At 72.3% G+C, this 15,466-nt stretch carries 13 protein-coding genes; 11 read left to right on the top strand and 2 right to left on the bottom strand.

All coding sequences use genetic code 11. The annotated features are described in order from the left end of the window. Positions 1–172: 172 nt before the first annotated feature. A complete protein-coding gene (gene chrA, locus ABID77_RS00645) occupies positions 173–1,441 on the top strand; it encodes a chromate efflux transporter (RefSeq protein ID WP_429589423.1) in 1,269 nt (422 codons plus the stop codon). Between the two features lie 13 nt (positions 1,442–1,454). Here chrA and ABID77_RS00650 read toward each other — a convergent pair whose 3' ends face one another. Both ABID77_RS00650 and ABID77_RS00655 read right to left on the bottom strand, forming a co-directional pair. Continuing rightward, entirely contained in the window at positions 1,455–2,753 is a 1,299-nt protein-coding gene (locus tag ABID77_RS00650; RefSeq protein WP_429589426.1) for an acetyl-CoA hydrolase/transferase family protein, read from the bottom strand. After that, positions 2,750–3,154 carry a transporter substrate-binding domain-containing protein gene (locus ABID77_RS00655; protein WP_429589429.1) on the bottom strand — a complete coding sequence of 135 codons (405 nt, stop codon included), beginning with the start codon at positions 3,152–3,154 and terminating at the stop codon, positions 2,750–2,752. Before ABID77_RS00655 ends, ABID77_RS00650 begins: the two co-directional genes overlap by 4 nt. A gap of 145 nt (positions 3,155–3,299) precedes the next feature. Here ABID77_RS00655 and ABID77_RS00660 point away from each other — a divergent pair, with 145 nt between their 5' ends. The 10 genes from ABID77_RS00660 (at position 3,300) to ABID77_RS00705 (ending at position 15,465) form a co-directional block, all read left to right on the top strand. Then, a complete protein-coding gene (locus tag ABID77_RS00660) occupies positions 3,300–5,741 on the top strand; it encodes a PAS domain S-box protein (protein WP_429589432.1) in 2,442 nt (813 codons plus the stop codon). Continuing rightward, positions 5,738–6,820, top strand: a complete 1,083-nt coding sequence (locus ABID77_RS00665; RefSeq protein WP_429589435.1) for a LacI family DNA-binding transcriptional regulator — start codon at positions 5,738–5,740, stop codon at positions 6,818–6,820. The genes ABID77_RS00660 and ABID77_RS00665 overlap by 4 nt, the downstream gene beginning before the upstream one ends. Before the next feature lie 308 nt (positions 6,821–7,128). Further along, positions 7,129–8,913, top strand: coding sequence for an L-arabinonate dehydratase (gene araD / locus ABID77_RS00670; protein WP_429589438.1), 1,785 nt, complete (start codon positions 7,129–7,131; stop codon positions 8,911–8,913). A 54-nt stretch (positions 8,914–8,967) separates the two neighbouring features. Then, a complete protein-coding gene (locus ABID77_RS00675) occupies positions 8,968–10,002 on the top strand; it encodes a Bug family tripartite tricarboxylate transporter substrate binding protein (protein WP_429589441.1) in 1,035 nt (344 codons plus the stop codon). Between the two features lie 29 nt (positions 10,003–10,031). Beyond that, positions 10,032–11,054: a Bug family tripartite tricarboxylate transporter substrate binding protein gene (locus tag ABID77_RS00680; protein WP_429589444.1), complete on the top strand. Its 1,023-nt coding sequence runs from the start codon at positions 10,032–10,034 to the stop codon at positions 11,052–11,054. Positions 11,055–11,182: 128 nt separating this feature from the next. Then, on the top strand, positions 11,183–11,911 hold the full coding sequence (locus ABID77_RS00685) for a ribonuclease activity regulator RraA (RefSeq protein WP_429589447.1): 729 nt from the start codon (positions 11,183–11,185) through the stop codon (positions 11,909–11,911). A 2-nt stretch (positions 11,912–11,913) separates the two neighbouring features. Then, positions 11,914–12,915 carry a tripartite tricarboxylate transporter substrate binding protein gene (locus tag ABID77_RS00690; RefSeq protein WP_429589450.1) on the top strand — a complete coding sequence of 334 codons (1,002 nt, stop codon included), beginning with the start codon at positions 11,914–11,916 and terminating at the stop codon, positions 12,913–12,915. Between the two features lie 50 nt (positions 12,916–12,965). Further along, positions 12,966–13,913 carry a 2-hydroxyacid dehydrogenase gene (locus tag ABID77_RS00695; protein WP_429589453.1) on the top strand — a complete coding sequence of 316 codons (948 nt, stop codon included), beginning with the start codon at positions 12,966–12,968 and terminating at the stop codon, positions 13,911–13,913. 209 nt (positions 13,914–14,122) lie between these two features. Continuing rightward, positions 14,123–14,827, top strand: coding sequence for a glutathione S-transferase family protein (locus ABID77_RS00700; protein ID WP_429589456.1), 705 nt, complete (start codon positions 14,123–14,125; stop codon positions 14,825–14,827). Between the two features lie 23 nt (positions 14,828–14,850). Further along, a complete protein-coding gene (locus ABID77_RS00705) occupies positions 14,851–15,465 on the top strand; it encodes a TetR/AcrR family transcriptional regulator (RefSeq protein ID WP_429589459.1) in 615 nt (204 codons plus the stop codon). The last annotated feature ends 1 nt before the right edge of the window (position 15,466 follow it).

Here is a 15,466-nt window from a genome sequence, read left to right on the forward strand (position 1 = left end):
TGATGTGTCCGCAGGAAAGCAGGTTCCGGGTCGGGGAGGCACGGGCCGCATCGTCGCCGCGGCATCGCCACGGCATCGCCACGGCGCCGCGCCGGCCCTTGCGATCTCCGAGAATCGATGCCGAGCGGCCCGCCATCCGGCGCGTCGAACGCACCGTCCTCACCGGATTCCCATGCCGTCCTCCGATCCCGCGACCTTGCCGCCCGCCGCCGACGGCGACGCCATCCCCGGCGACGATTCCGCCGCGCGCGGCACGGTGATCGAGGTCCTGCTCGCCTTCCTCCGGCTCGGCCTGACCTCCTTCGGCGGGCCGGTGGCGCATCTGGGCTATTTCCGCGCCGAGTTCGTCGAGCGCCGCCGCTGGCTCGACGACGCGCGCTACTCGGACCTGGTGGCGCTGTGCCAGTTCCTGCCCGGGCCGGCGAGCAGCCAGGTCGGCATGGCGATCGGGCTGCGGCGCGCCGGCTGGGGAGGGGCGCTGGCGGCGTGGCTGGGCTTCACGGCGCCCTCGGCCGTGGCGCTGATCCTGTTCGCGGCCGGGATCGCGCGCTGGCAGGCGCTGGCGCAGTCGGGCGCCGTCCACGGGCTGAAGGTCGTCGCGGTCGCCATCGTCGCGCAGGCGGTGTGGGGCATGGCGCGGTCGCTGTGCCCGGACCGGCCGCGCGCGGGCCTCGCCATCGCCGCCGCCATCGGCGTGCTCATGCTGCCGACGGCGAGCGGGCAGATCGCCGCCATCGTCGCGGGCGGTCTCGCGGGCCGGTGGCTGCCGCGGTCCGGCGCTTCGGCATCGGCATCGCAACCTGCGGACGGCGCGGGCGCCGCCGGCCCGGGCCGGCGCACCGGCGGCCTGCTGCTCGGCCTGTTCGCCGCGCTGCTGGTCGCGCTGCCGCTGGCGGCCACGGCGCTGGCGTCGCCGGCGCTGGGCGTCGTGGCCGACTTCTACCGCGCCGGCGCGCTGGTCTTCGGCGGCGGGCACGTGGTGCTGCCCCTGCTGCAGGCCGGCGTCGTGCCCGGCGGCTGGGTGTCGAACGACGTCTTCCTCGCCGGCTACGGCGCGGCGCAGGCGGTGCCGGGACCGCTGTTCACCTTCAGCGCCTACCTGGGCGCCGTCATGCCGCATCCGTTCGGCGGCTGGGCCGGCGGGCTCGCCTTGCTGGCGGTCACCTTCGTCCCGGCCTTCCTGCTGGTGGCGGGCGCCCTGCCGTACTGGGAGTCGCTGCGCCGGCGCGAGGGCGCGCGGCGCGCGCTGGCGGGCGTCAACGCGGCCGTCGTCGGCGTGCTGCTGGCGGCGCTGTACGACCCGGTGTGGACCGGCGCCATCCGCTCGAACGCCGACGTCGCGCTGGGGCTCGCGGCGTTCGGGCTGCTGGTGGTCGGCCGGGTGTCGCCCGTCGTGGTCGTCGCGCTGGCGGCGGCGACGGGATGGATGCTGGGCGGCTGATCGCCCCCGGCTCTCAGAGCAGGTGCAGCATCCGCGCCTGCGCCGCGAGCGCGTCGCGGAACGCCGGGTGGGCGATGCCGATGAGCGCCGCCGCCCGTTGCTTCGCCGACTTGCCGCGCAGCTGCGCGACGCCGTATTCGGTCACGACGTGGTCGACGTCGTTCTTGCTGGTGGTGACGTGCGTGCCCGGCGCGAGCACCGGGACGATGCGCGAGAGGGTGTCTTGGCGCGCCGTCGAGGGCAGCACGATGAAGGCCTTGCCGCCGCGCGAGCGGTTGGCCGCGCGGGTGAAGTCGGCCTGCCCGCCGGTGCCGGAGAAGGGCGCCGAGCCCAGGCTCTCGGAGCCGCACTGGCCCAGCAGGTCGACCTGCAGCGTGGCGTTGATGGCCACCAGCCGGTCGTTGAGGCCGGCGAGCATCGGGTCGTTGGTGACGTTGGCCGGGTGCATCTCCAGCATCGGGTTGCGGTGCATGAAGTCGTAGAGCCGCCGCGAGCCCAGCGCGAAGGTCGCCACCATCTTCCCCGGATGGTGGTTCTTGCGGCTGTTGGTGACCGCGCCGCACTCGACCAGCGAGAGGATGCCGTCGCCGATCATCTCGGTGTGGATGCCCAGGTCGCGCTTGTGCGCGAGCTGCATGACCACCGCGTCGGGGATGCCGCCGTAGCCGATCTGCAGGGTCGAGCCGTCCTCGATCATGTCGGCGACATGCTTGGCGATCGCCACCTGCACCGGGCCGATGCTCGGCAGGCCCACCTCCAGCACCGGCGACGCGTCCTCCACCAGCGCCGCGACCCGCGAGACGTGGACGTGGCAGTCGCCGAAGGCGAAGGGCACGTTCGGGTTCACCTCCAGCACCACCGCCCGCGCCTTGGCCACCGCCGCCATGGTGTAGTCGGCCCCCAGGCTGAGCGCGAAGTTGCCCTCGGCGTCCATCGGCGAGGCCAGGCTGAAGACCACGTCGGCGCCGATCCGGCCGCGCTCAATCTGCGCCGGGATCTCGGAGAAGTGGTTGGGGATGAAGTCGACCCAGCCCGCCTGGCCGCCGGCGCGCGTGGCGCCGCCGAAGAAGTAGGCCACGTGGCGCACGTGCGCGGTGGTCGCGGGGTCGAGGTAGGCGTACTTGCGCATCGCCAGGATCTGGCTGACCCGGACGTCGCGCAGTTCGAGGCGCCGCTCGGACAGCGCCGCCAGGAGCATCGGCGGCTCGCCGACCCCGGTGGGCACGACGATGGCGTCGCCGTCGCGCACCAGGCCCGCCGCGTCGGCGGCGGACATGCGCTTTTCGAGGTACATCGAATGGAATGGATTCATGGACCATTCTTCGACGAAGACAGGCCGGGTGTCGATGCGTGGTTTCGCGCATCGGCCGCCGAGGGCGACGGCCTGGCCCAGACCGGCAGGTCGCCCGCCGGCCGCCCGAGCCACTTGGTCGAGAGCTTGTCGACGTCGCCGTTGCGGCTGGGCTGTCCTTCGGCGGCAGCTTGTATCCGGCGTTCAGGCCGGGGTTCTGCCGCGCGAGGCATGCCCCTGGGCGTGCACACGGCCTGGAAGAAGGGCGAGCACGAACGGGCGAAGTCGATCACCCGCTCGCGCTCGGGCGTCCTGCCCAGCGTGGACAGGACGATGTCGACCTTGCCGGTCGGCGGGCACGGGATGCGGTTGGCGCTGGCGACGGGCACCGGCTCGGCCCTGGCCACGACGTGGTTCGCCATGTCGATGGCGTGGCTCCGTCGTGCCGTCCCATGCCGTCGCGATCCGGGCGCGGGCGCCGACGTCCGCCTCGCCGGCGCTGGTGTACAAACCGCCACCCCCGCCGTCCCGCTCCCGCAACGCACCCCAGGCCCCGCCACCCACCCCATGCCCGCGCGCCATCACCTCCAGCAAGTCATCGAAAGCGCCATCGATTTCGCGATCGTCGTCACGGACCTGGAGGGCCGGGTCACCGACTGGAACCGGGGCGCGCAGAACATCTTCGGCTGGCGCGCCGAGGAGATGGTCGGCGCGTCGGTCGAGCGCCTCTTCACCGCCGAGGACCGGGCCCGCGACCGCCCGCGCGAGGAGATGCGGCTGGCGACCGTCCAGGGCCGGGCCAGCGACGAACGCTGGCACGTGCGCCGCGACGACAGCCGCTTCTGGGCCTCCGGCGAGCTGATGCCGCTGCGCGACGAGGCCGGCACGCACCGCGGCTACGTCAAGATCCTGCGCGACCGCACGCGCCAGCACGAGGACGGCCGGCAGCTGCGCGAGTTCCAGGACCGTTTCCGGACGCTGCTGGAGACGGTCGAGACCGCCTTCGCCATCGTGGAGGTGAAGTTCGACGAGGCCGACCGGCCGGTGGACTACCGCTTCATCGAGGCCAACCCCGCCTTCGAGCGCCAGGCCGGCGTCAACCTGCGGGGCAAGTGGGTGACCGAGTTCGCGCCCGACCTGGAGCGCTTCTGGTTCGACACCTACGGGCACGTCGCCTGGACCGGTGAGCCGGCGAACTTCGAGAGTTACGCCAAGGCCTTCCAGCGTTGGTTCGACGTGCGCGCCATCCGCGTGGGGGAACCCGCCGAGCGCCAGATCGCGATCTTCTTCAACGACGTCACGGAGCGGCGCACGGCGCAGGAACGCCTTCGCGCGAGCGAGGCGATCGCCCGCGAGAACGCCGAGCGCGTGCAGCTCGCGCTGGCGGCGGGGGCGATCATCGGCACCTGGCACTGGGACCTGCCGACCGACTGCTTCACCGTCGACGAGGCCTTCGCGACGGCCTTCGGCCTCGACCCCGAGCTCGGCCGCACCGGCCTGAGCCTGGAGGAGGTGGTGGCCACCGTCCACCCCGACGACAAGCCCGGACTCGCCGCCGCCATCGACGAGGCGGTCCGGCGCGGCGGCGCCTACGCCCACCAGTACCGGGTGCGCCGCGTCGACGGCCGCTACTACTGGATCGAGGCCAACGGCCGCGTCGACCACGCCGAGGACGGCACGCCGCTGCGTTTCCCGGGTGTGCTGCTCGACGTCCAGGAGCGCCGCGCCCTGCAGGAGGAACGCGACCGCAACGCGGCGGCGCTGCGCGCGCTCAACGAGACGCTGGAGCAGCGCGTGGTCGAGCGCACCACCGAGCTCATGCGCGCCGAGGAGCAGCTGCGCCAGTCGCAGAAGATGGAGGCGGTCGGCCAGCTCACCGGCGGGCTGGCGCACGACTTCAACAACCTGCTCGCGGGCATCTCCGGCTCGCTGGAGCTGATGAAGGTGCGCGCCCGGCAGGGCCGTTTCGACGACCTCGACCGCTACATCCAGGTGGCCCAGGGCGCGACCCGGCGCGCGGCCGGACTCACCCACCGGCTGCTCGCGTTCTCGCGCCGGCAGACCCTCACGCCCAAGCCGACCAACGTCAACCAGCTCATCAGCGGCATGGAGGAACTGGTGCGCCGCACGATCGGACCGGCCATCACGCTGGAGGTGGTCGGCTCGGCCGGACTCTGGCCGGCGCTGATCGATCCGGGCCAGCTGGAGAACGCGCTGCTCAACCTGTGCATCAACGCGCGCGACGCCATGCCCGACGGCGGGCGCATCGCGATCGAGACCGCCAACGTGGCATTGGACGCCGCCGCCGCCGCCGCGCACGACCTGCCCGAAGGGCCCTACCTCTCGCTGTGCGTGACCGACACCGGCACCGGCATGCCGCCCGACGTGGTGGCGCGGGTGTTCGAGCCCTTCTTCACGACCAAGCCGATCGGCGAGGGCACGGGGCTCGGGCTGTCGATGATCCACGGCTTCGCGCAGCAGTCGGGCGGGCAGGTGAGCATCCAGTCCGAGGTGGGGCGGGGCACCCGCGTGTGGCTGTACATGCCGCGCCACCACGGCGAGGCCGACGGCGACGACGCCACCCCGGCGCCCACCGACGCCGCGCGCGCCCGCGAGGGCCAGACGGTGCTGGTGGTGGACGACGAGCCCTCGGTGCGGATGCTGGTGGGGGAGGTGCTGGAGGACCTCGGCTACGTGGCGCTGGAGGCGGAGGACAGCGCGGCGGGCCTGAAGCTGCTGCAATCCGGCGCGCGCATCGACCTGCTGGTCACCGACGTTGGCCTGCCCGGCGGCATGAACGGCCGCCAGATGGCCGACGCCGCGCGCGTGCGGCGCCCCGACCTGAAGGTGCTGTTCATCACCGGCTACGCCGAGACCAGCGTGCTGGGCGGCGGGCGGCTCGAGCCGGGCATGCACGTGCTGACCAAGCCGTTCCCGATCGAGACGCTGGGCGCGACGATCAAGGCGCTGATCGACGCGGGGCCGGCGCCGGGCGCGGGGCCGCGTTGAGCGCGTCGCTCCCCGCCGGCCGCGCGCCGCGCCGTGGCAGCGGCGGCGTCACCCTCGCCGACGTCTCCCGCCTCGCCGGCGTCTCCGCCATCACGGTCTCGCGCGCGCTCAACACACCCGATCGGGTGTCGCCCGAGACGCGCGAGAAGGTGCGGCTGGCGGTGGCGCAGACCGGCTACGTGCCCAACCTGCTCGCCGGCGGGCTGGCGTCCAACCGCAGCCGGCTGGTGGCGGCGCTGGTGCCGACCATCGCCGGGCCGGTGTTCCTGGAGACCGTCCAGGCGCTGACCGAGACCCTGGCCGAGCGCGGCTACCAGCTGATGCTGGGGCAGAGCGGCTACGACCGCTCGCGCGAGGACGCGCTGATCGACGCCATCGTCGGGCGCCGGCCCGACGGCATCGTGCTCACGGGGATCATGCATTCGGCCGCGGGGCGGCGGCGCCTGCTGGCCTCGGGCATCCCGGTGGTGGAGACCTGGGACCTGACGCCGACGCCGATCGACATGCTGGTGGGCTTCTCGCACGAGGAGGTCGGCGCGGCGACGGCGGAATTCCTGCACCGCCGGGGCTATCGCCGGCCGGCCATCGTCACCGGCGACGACCGGCGGGCCGACCTGCGGCGCGCGGGCTTCGAGCAGGCGTGGCGGCGGTTGCTGCGGGCCGAGGCCGTCTCCGAGACCGGGTCGGCGTCGGCGGAAGCGGGCGAATCCCTGTCGCTGCCCGTCCACCGCGTGCCGGCGCCCACCACGCTGGGGGCGGGGCGCTCGGCCCTGGCGGAGCTGCTGGACAACGGCGTGGCCATCGACGCGCTGGCCTGCAGCTCCGACGTGCTGGCCCACGGCGTGATCACCGAGGCGCAGGCGCGCGGCCTGCGCGTGCCGGACGACGTCGGCGTGATCGGCTTCGGCGACCTGGCCTTCGCGCGCCACGCGCACCCGGCCATCACCACCGTGCGCATCGACGGCACGGCCATCGGCCGGCGGGCGGCGCTGTGCATCGTCGAGCGGGCGGAGGGGCGGGAGGTGGCGCCGAAGGTCGTGGACCTGGGCTTCTCCGTCGTTGCACGCGACAGCGCATGAGGCTCGCCCCCAGGCTTGCTCGCTTCGCGTAGCAGCGCCCACCCCCTTCCGAGGGCAGCACCGGCGGCCCGGCGGAGCCGGCTCCACGGTACTTCTGGCATGGCGTTGTGACGGTTCTGAAGCCAATCTGCTAACGGTCTGCCGTTGAGTTCGGGGGAGTCGATGGCTCCCCAAGGGCGAGGCGGGCGGCCTCGGATCCGACCCCTGGAAAACCCGGTGAGTGAATGCGATGGTTCCTGCTTAAGATCGAATGACAGCGCTAACATCCGATGGCGGACGATCCGCCGGGCCTTTTCCTCTCCCTCCCCATGACCTCACGCAAGACACCCGAAGACCTCCGCTCGCACCGCTGGTACGGCGTCAAGGACCTGCGCAGCTTCGGCCATCGCTCGCGCACGGCGCAGATGGGCTTCAGCCGCGACGACTACCTCGGCAAGCCGGTGATCGCCATCCTCAACACCTGGAGCGACATGAACTCCTGCCACACGCACTTCAAGCAGCGGGTGGAGGAGGTCAAGCGCGGCGTCTGGCAGGCGGGCGGCTTCCCGGTGGAGATCCCGGCGATGAGCCTGGGCGAGGCGTTCCAGAAACCGACCACCATGCTCTACCGCAACCTGCTGGCCATGGAGGCGGAGGAACTGATCCGCTCCTATCCGGCCGACGGCGTGGTGCTCATGGGCGGCTGCGACAAGACGACGCCGGGGCTGGTGATGGGCGCGTTGGCCAACAACCTGCCGACCATCTTCGTGCCCGCCGGGCCGATGCTGCGCGGCGACTACAAGGGCAAGGTGCTCGGCTCGGGCTCCGACACCTGGAAGTACTGGGCCGAGCTGCGCGCCGGCAACATCACCGAGGACGACTGGCAGGACGTGGAGGACGGCATCGCGCGCTCGCCCGGCACCTGCATGACCATGGGCACGGCCAGCACCATGATGAGCGCGACCGAGGCCCTGGGCCTGACGCTGCCGGGCGCTTCGTCCATTCCGGCGCCCGATTCGCGCCACGCCATGATGGCCACGCACTCGGGCAAGCGCATCGTCGAGATGGTGTGGGAGGACTTGAAGCCGCTGGACTTCCTGACGGCCGCGTCCTTCGACAACGCCGTCAAGGCCGTGCTGGGCCTGGGCGGCTCGACCAACGCCATCGTCCACCTGATCGCGATGGCGCGGCGCGCCGGCGTGCCGCTGGACCTGGCGCGCTTCGACGAGCTGGCGCGCGAGACGCCCGTCACGGCCAACCTGCGCCCCGGCGGCAAGTACCTGATGGAGGATTTCTACTACGCCGGCGGCCTGCGCGCCTTCCTCGCCGGCATGGGCGACCTCATCGACGGCGGCCAGATGACCTGCAACGGCAGGACACTGGGCGAGAACATCGCCGGCGCCGAGGTCTACGACGCCGACGTCATCCGCCCGCGCGAACGGGCCCTGCTGGAGAGCGGCGGCCTGGCCGTGCTGCGCGGCAACCTCGCGCCCGACGGCGCCGTCATCAAGCCCGCCGCGATGGAGCAGCACCTGCGCCGCCACACCGGAGCGGCGGTGGTGTTCCGCAACTACGACGACCTCGCCGCGCGCATCGACCTGCCGGACCTCGACATCACGAAGGACAGCGTCATCGTGCTGCAGAGCGCCGGCCCGCAGGGCGCGCCGGGCATGCCCGAATGGGGCCAGCTGCCGATCCCGCAGAAGCTGCTGAAGGAGGGCGTGCGCGACATGGTGCGCATCAGCGACGCCCGCATGAGCGGCACCAGCTACGGCGCCTGCGTGCTGCACGTGACGCCCGAGTCGCACGTCGGCGGCCCGCTGGCGCTGGTGCGCGACGGCGACTTGGTGACGCTCGACGTCGACGCCCGCCGCATCGACATGGCCGTGAGCGACGAGGAGATCGCGCGCCGCCGCGCCGAGTGGAAGAAGCCCATCCCGAAGTTCGGCCGCGGCTACGGCGTGATGTTCCTCAAGCACGTGCAGCAGGCCGACAGCGGCTGCGACTTCGACTTCCTGGCGCCGGACTACGTCGAGCCGGCGGCGCCGGACGGCCAGGGCGCGGAGACCGCGCGGGCCGTGCCGGCCGGCCGGGGCGAGCCGGACATCCACTGACGGTTCGTCGACCCGACGACGAGACACCGAGACCCCCGAAAAGGACGACGACCCATGGCGAAGACCTCCCTCCATTCCCCGGCCGCCCACCGCCCGGCGCCGCGCGTGCGCCGGGCCCTGGCGCTGCTGCCGCTGGCCGCCGCCGCGCTGCTGTGCGGCGTCGGGCCGCGCCCGGCCGCCGCCCAGCCCGCGCCCTGGCCGACGCGCCCGGTGACCTTCGTGGTCCCGTTCGCGCCCGGCGGCGGCACCGACATCGCCGCGCGCTTGCTGGCCACGCGGCTCGGGCAGAAGTGGGGCCAGTCGGTGGTGGTGGACAACCGCACCGGCGCGGGCGGGCTGGTGGGCGCGGAGGCCGTCGCCAAGGCCAAACCCGACGGCTACACGATGCTCATCGGCAACGTCGGCACGCAGTCGATCAACCCGTCGCTCTACAAGATGCCCTACGACGCCGACCGCGCCTTCGCGCCGGTGTCGCTGTTCGCCGAGCTGCCCTTCGCCTTCGTCGTCAATCCGAAGGTGCCGGCGAAGACGCCCAAGGAGCTGATCGCGCTGGCCAAGGCCGAGCCCGACAAGTTCACCTATGCCAGCTCCGGCAGCGGCGGCTCGCCGCACCTGACGGCGGAGATCTTCCAGCAGGCCGCGGGCGTGAAGTTCGTGCACGTGCCCTACAAGGGCGGCGGCCCGGCCATGGCCGACCTGATGGCGGGCCACGTCGACATGCTGTTCGCCTCGATCCTGGAGACCTCGGGCTACGTCAAGGCCGGCAAGCTGCGCGCCCTGGCCGTGACCAGCGCGCAGCGCTCGCCGGCCATGCCCGACGTGCCCACGCTGGCCGAACTGGGCGTGCCCAACGCCGAGTCGGGCTCGTGGGTCGCGCTGCTGGCGCCGGCCGGCACGCCGCAGGCGCTGCTCGACCGGGTCTCGGCCGACGTCCGCGACGTGGTGGCGCTGCCCGACATGCAGCAGGCCCTGATCGCCCAGGGCGCCACGCCGCGCGGCGGCACGCCGGCGGAACTGCAGAAGACCATCGACGCCGACAAGCAGCGCTATGGCCAGGTGATCAAGACGCGCGGCGTCAAGGTCGAGTGAACCCCGTCTCCCACCCCATCGTCGCCCCCATGCACACACCCTCCATGCCGTCCTCCGTCATCGGCCGCCGCGCCGTCCTGCGCGCCGGCGCCGCGCTCGCCGCGCTGCCGGCCGTGCCGCTCGCCGCGTTCGCGCAGGCCGACGCCGCCGCCTGGCCGACGCGCGCCATCACCTACGTCGTGCCGTTCACGCCCGGCGGCTCGACCGACGTCATCGGCCGCGTCGTCGCGCAGAAGCTGGGCGAGGCGCTGGGCCAGCCGGTGGTGGTGGACAACCGCCCGGGCGCGGCCGGCGCCGTCGGCGCGACCTACGTCGCCAAGGCCAAGCCCGACGGCTACACGCTCTTCGGCGGCACCATCAGCACGCACGCCATCAACGCCAGCCTGTACAAGAACCTGCCCTACGACCCGGTGAAGGACTTCGAGCCGATCTCGCTGGTGGCCTTCCTGCCCAACGTGCTGATCGTCGACCCCAACCTGGGCGTCGACTCGGTGGCCGGGCTGATCGCGCTGCTGAAGAAGGACCCGACCAAGCGCACCTTCGCCTCGTCGGGCGCCGGCACCTCGACGCACCTGGCCGGCGAGATGCTGGCCGAGGCCATCGGCGTGAAGCTCACGCACATCCCGTACAAGGGCACGCCGCCGGCCATGCTGGACGTGTCGTCGGGGCAGGTCGCGTTCATGTTCGACCAGGTCACCGCCGCGCTGCCGCTGGTGCAGGCCGGCAAGCTGAAGCTGCTGGCGGTGACGTCCGCCAAGCGCATGGCGCTGGTGCCGCAGCTGCCGACGATGCAGGAGGCCGGCGTGCCGGGCTTCGACATGGCGTCGTGGCAGGCGGTCTACGCGCCGAAGAACCTCCCCGCGCCGATCGCGCAGCGCCTGTCGAGCGAGATCGCGAAGATCCTGCAGATGCCCGACGTCAAGGCCAAGCTGGCCGACCAGTTCGGCATGGACGTGGTGGCCGGCTCGCCGGCGCAGCTGGCGGCATTGATGCAAAAAGAAATTCCCCGCTGGGGCGAACTGGTCCGTAAATCCGGAGCCAGTCCCGACTGACCCCCAGTCTTCGCGCACTGCGTGTCGCTTCGCCAACCCCCTCCGGGGGGCAACAGCAGCGGCCCGGCGAAGCCGGTTCCGCGCTGTTCCCGCATCACATCTCTCAACCCTCTTCGAGCCTTGCCACCATGACCGAACCGACCGCCCTTTCCGACGAGACCCGCGAACGCCTGCGCCACGTGAGCGTGGCGACCCTGTGCACGCAGCTGTTCAAGCGGGGCTTCCGCAACGTCTACCTGCAGGGCGTCGCGCGGCTGACGACGCCCAGCGGGGGCAACCTGGTCGGGCCGGCCTTCACGATGCGCAACATCCCGGCGCGCGAGGACCTCGACCAGATCAGCGCCTTCGACGACCCGAACCACCCGCAGCGCAAGGGCATCGAGAGCGTGCCCGAGGGCCACGTGCTGGTGATCGACTGCCGCGGCGAGACGCGCGTGGCCTCCGGCGGGCAGATCCTGACGACGCGGCTGAAGGTGCGCGGCGCCGCCGGCCTGGTCTCCGACGGCCCGGTGCGCGACAGCGGTCCGATCTCGCGGATGGACTTCCCCGTCTACTGCGCGGGCGGCAGCGCGCCGCTGAACCTGATCCACCACCACGCCATCGACCTCAACGTGCCGGTGGGCTGCGGCGGCGTGGCGGTGTACCCGGGGGACGTGATCGTCGGCGACGACGAAGGCGTGGTCGTGATCCCGTCGCACCTGGCCGAGGAGGTCGCGCGCGACGCCGTCGAGCAGGAGAAGATGGAAGCCTTCGTGCTGGAACGCGTCGAGGGCGGCGCGAGGCTCGCCGGCACCTACCCGCCCAACGCCGAGACGCGCGCCGCGTTCGACGTCTGGCGCCAGGCCAAGGGGATCTGAGCATGCGCCGCCGCACCCTCGTCGCCGCCGCTTCCGCCGCCGCCGTGCTGGCCCTCGCCGGCATGCCGACCGCCATCGCGCAGACCGCGCCGGCCGCCGGCCCCGCCGCCTACCCGACCAAGCAGATCACCATCGTCGTGCCGGCCTCGCCCGGCGGCGCCATCGACCTGGCCGCGCGGCTCATCGGCCAGAAGCTGACCGAGGCCTGGGGCCAGCCGGTGGTGGTGGACAACCGCGCCGGCGCCACCGGCATCATCGGCACCGACCTGGTCGCCAAGAGCCCGCCGGACGGCCACATGCTGGCATTGGTGGCCAGCAGCCACGCCATCAACCCGAGCATGGTGAAGAAGCTGCCCTTCGACACCGTCAAGGGCTTCGAGCCCGTGGCGCTGACGCACGTCGTGCCGCTGGTGCTGATCGTCTCGCCGGAACTGCCGGTGAAGTCGGTGGCGGAGCTGATCGCCTACGGCAAGGCCAACCCCGGCAAGCTGTCCTTCGCGTCGAGCGGCAACGGCGGCGCGCCGCACTTCTCGGGCGAGCTGTTCAAGAGCATGACCGGGCTGGACCTCACGCACGTGCCCTACAAGGGCAGCACGCTCGCGCACCCCGACCTCGTCAGCGGGCGCACCTCGCTGATGTTCGACACCGTGGCCGCGGCCAACGTGCAGATCAAGGCCGGCCGCCTGCGCGCGCTGGCCGTGACGACGGCCAGGCGCTCGTCGGTGCTGCCCGACGTGCCGACCATGCAGGAGGCCGGCATCGCCGGCTACGAGACCAGCACCTGGGGCGGCCTGCTCGCGCCGGCCGGCACGCCGGCGGCCACCGTCGCCAGGCTCAACGCCGAGGTGAACAGGATCCTCGCCATGCCCGACGTGCGCAAGACGCTGCAGGACAACGGCATCGAACCCGGCGGCGGCACGCCCAGGCAGTTCGGCGACTTCATCGGCACCGAGATGGTCAAGTGGGCCAGGGTGGCGAAGAACGCCGGCATCCAGCCGGAGTAGGAACCCCACGCGACGTGCCCGTCGAACCATCCATTCCCGAACCTCCTTCCATGACCACTCCCAAGACCCGCGTCCTCCAGCACGGCCGGCTGCTGCCCGCCCTCGAAGCCCGTCTCGCCGAGACCTACGACGTCCACGGCCTGTGGAACGAGGCCGATCCGAAGGCCTTCCTGGCCGCGCGCGGCGGCGAGTTCACGGCGCTCGTTACCTCGGCGCGCTTCGGCGCCGACGCCGAGACGATCGCGGCGCTGCCGGCGCTGAAGGTCATCTCCAGCTTCGGCGTCGGCCTCGACGCCATCGACCTCGACGCGGCGCGCGCGCGCGGCATCGCGGTCGGCTACACGCCCGACGTGCTCAACGACTGCGTCGCCGACACCGCCTTCGCGCTGGTCATGGACGTGGCGCGCCGCATCACCGAATCCGACCGCTTCGTGCGCCGGGGCGACTGGAAGAAGGGCCCGTTCCCGCTGGCGACGAAGGTCTCGGGCAAGAAGCTCGGCATCCTGGGCATGGGACGCATCGGCCGCGTGATCGCGCGCCGCGCCTCGGGCTTCGACATGGAGGTGCGCTACCACAACCGCCGCGAGCTCGACGACGTCGACTTCGTGTACGCCGACTCGCTCGAGGCGCTGGCCGGGTGGGCCGACTTCCTGGTGATCGCCAGCGCCGGAGGCGCCGAGACGCGCGGCCTGGTCTCGCGCAAGATCCTCGACGCGCTCGGCCCGCGGGGCTACCTGGTCAACATCTCGCGCGGCACGGTGGTCGACGAGGCGGCGCTGGTCGAGGCCCTGCAACACAAGCGCATCGCCGGCGCCGGCCTCGACGTCTTCGAGGACGAGCCGAACGTGCCCGAGGCCCTGTTCGCGCTCGACAACGTCGTGCTGCTGCCGCACCTGGCGAGCAACACGCACGAGACCCGCGCCGCCATGGCGCAGCGCGTGGAGGACAACCTGGCCGCCTTCCTGGCCGGGAAGCCGATGGTCAGCGCGGCCGCCTGAGGCCGGCGAACCGGACCCGTCGTCGGCATCGACGTTGCGGTCCGTCGCCACGGACCCCGGCGTCGTCGGCGACGCGAAGCCCGGACGACCGTCGGTGCGACGCGCGTCGGGCCCGGTGGACAGGGACGGAAGAGTCCGCTACATTCGCCTAACTGCTGTTAGGCAGGTACGCCCTCCGCACGTTCCCCGCAAACTTCTCCGACCACCCCATGTCCGCTGACTCCCTGGCTCTCTTCACCTCGCCCTCGGCATTCCCGAATCCGCAACGCCTGCGCCTGTTCATGCACGAGAAGGGCATCGCCCACCACTTCGACGAGACCGTCTACGACATGGCACCGGGGGGCGAGCAGCGCGGCTGGCGTCACCTGAAGATGAATCCCTGGGGCGAGACGCCGACGCTCCGGCTGGCGGACGGTTCCACGCTGTCCGAGACGGCCGCTATCGCCCGCTACCTCGACCAAGCCTATCCCGGCCGGAAGATCATGGGCGAGAGCGCGCTGGAGCAGGGCCTGGACAGCATGTGGGACAACCGCATCTGGGTCCACATCCTCTATCGCATCACCACGGCCTTCCACGTGCTGCACACCGGCCTCGGCTTCAAGCTCGAGATGACGAAGAACGACGCCTGGGGCGAGCACTGCCGCAAGGAGGCCGTGGCGCACGCCGCGCTGGTCGACCGGCACCTGTCCGACGGCCGCGAATGGCTGATCGGCGGCGACGCGCCGACCTTCTCGGACACGACGCTGTGCACCGCGATCGCCTTCTCCAAGTTCCCCGTCAACGCCACGCCGCTGGACGAACGCTTCGAGTTCCTGGACGCCTACTGGAAGCGCTGGCAGCAGCGCCCCGCCTTCCAGGCCGCCTATGCCGACGGCCAGAGCGGCATCCCGGAACTGGATGCGCGGGCGAAATAACCGCCTTTGTCCGAGTCGATCGCATGGCGCCTCGCACCCCTCCCTCGCCGCCGCCCCGAGCACAGTGGCGCGACGCGAACCCCAACGCCCGCGAAGCGATCCTGCTGAGCGCCAAGCGGAGGGCGCAGCTGCACGGCTACGGCGGCCTGAAGCTGCGCGAACTCGCCGAGGAGGTGGGGATCAAGGCGGCCAGCATCTACTACCACTTTCCCGGCAAGGCCGACCTGGCCACGGCGGTCGCCCGGCGGTACTGGGAGGACGGTGCCGCCGCGCTGGAGGCGATCGCGGAGGAAAGCCCCCGTCCGATCGACGCGCTCGGCCGGTTCCCGGAAATCTTCCGTCGCTCCCTGGAAGCCGACAACCGGCTCTGCCTGGGCAGCGTCATGGCGGCGGAAACCGACAACCTGCCGGCCGAGGTCCGGTCGGAGATCCGGTTGTTCGCCGACGTGAACATCGCCTGGCTCGGCCGGCTGCTGGTGGCCGCGAAGGTGTGCGAGGCGGACGCCGCCGAAGCGCGCGCGCGCGCGATCTTCGCGGCGGTCGCCGGTGCGCAGATGCTCGCCCGGGGCCGCTCGGACATCGCGCTGTTCGACGCCCTCGTCGACAGCTACCGCGTGGCCGGCCTCTTGCCGGCCTAGC

This window comes from Variovorax sp. PvP013, from assembly GCF_050435945.1.
Taxonomy (GTDB): Bacteria; Pseudomonadota; Gammaproteobacteria; order Burkholderiales; family Burkholderiaceae_C; genus Variovorax.

Coding starts and splice junctions, on each gene's coding strand:
- ABID77_RS00705 (WP_429589459.1), top strand. CDS start 14,851: ATGGCGCCTCGCACCCCTCCCTCGCCGCCGCCCCGAGCACAGTGGCGC.
- ABID77_RS00680 (WP_429589444.1), top strand. CDS start 10,032: ATGCACACACCCTCCATGCCGTCCTCCGTCATCGGCCGCCGCGCCGTC.
- ABID77_RS00695 (WP_429589453.1), top strand. CDS start 12,966: ATGACCACTCCCAAGACCCGCGTCCTCCAGCACGGCCGGCTGCTGCCC.
- araD (WP_429589438.1), top strand. CDS start 7,129: ATGACCTCACGCAAGACACCCGAAGACCTCCGCTCGCACCGCTGGTAC.
- ABID77_RS00685 (WP_429589447.1), top strand. CDS start 11,183: ATGACCGAACCGACCGCCCTTTCCGACGAGACCCGCGAACGCCTGCGC.
- ABID77_RS00675 (WP_429589441.1), top strand. CDS start 8,968: ATGGCGAAGACCTCCCTCCATTCCCCGGCCGCCCACCGCCCGGCGCCG.
- ABID77_RS00650 (WP_429589426.1), bottom strand. CDS start 2,753: ATGAATCCATTCCATTCGATGTACCTCGAAAAGCGCATGTCCGCCGCC.
- ABID77_RS00660 (WP_429589432.1), top strand. CDS start 3,300: ATGCCCGCGCGCCATCACCTCCAGCAAGTCATCGAAAGCGCCATCGAT.
- ABID77_RS00690 (WP_429589450.1), top strand. CDS start 11,914: ATGCGCCGCCGCACCCTCGTCGCCGCCGCTTCCGCCGCCGCCGTGCTG.
- ABID77_RS00655 (WP_429589429.1), bottom strand. CDS start 3,154: ATGGCGAACCACGTCGTGGCCAGGGCCGAGCCGGTGCCCGTCGCCAGC.
- chrA (WP_429589423.1), top strand. CDS start 173: ATGCCGTCCTCCGATCCCGCGACCTTGCCGCCCGCCGCCGACGGCGAC.
- ABID77_RS00700 (WP_429589456.1), top strand. CDS start 14,123: ATGTCCGCTGACTCCCTGGCTCTCTTCACCTCGCCCTCGGCATTCCCG.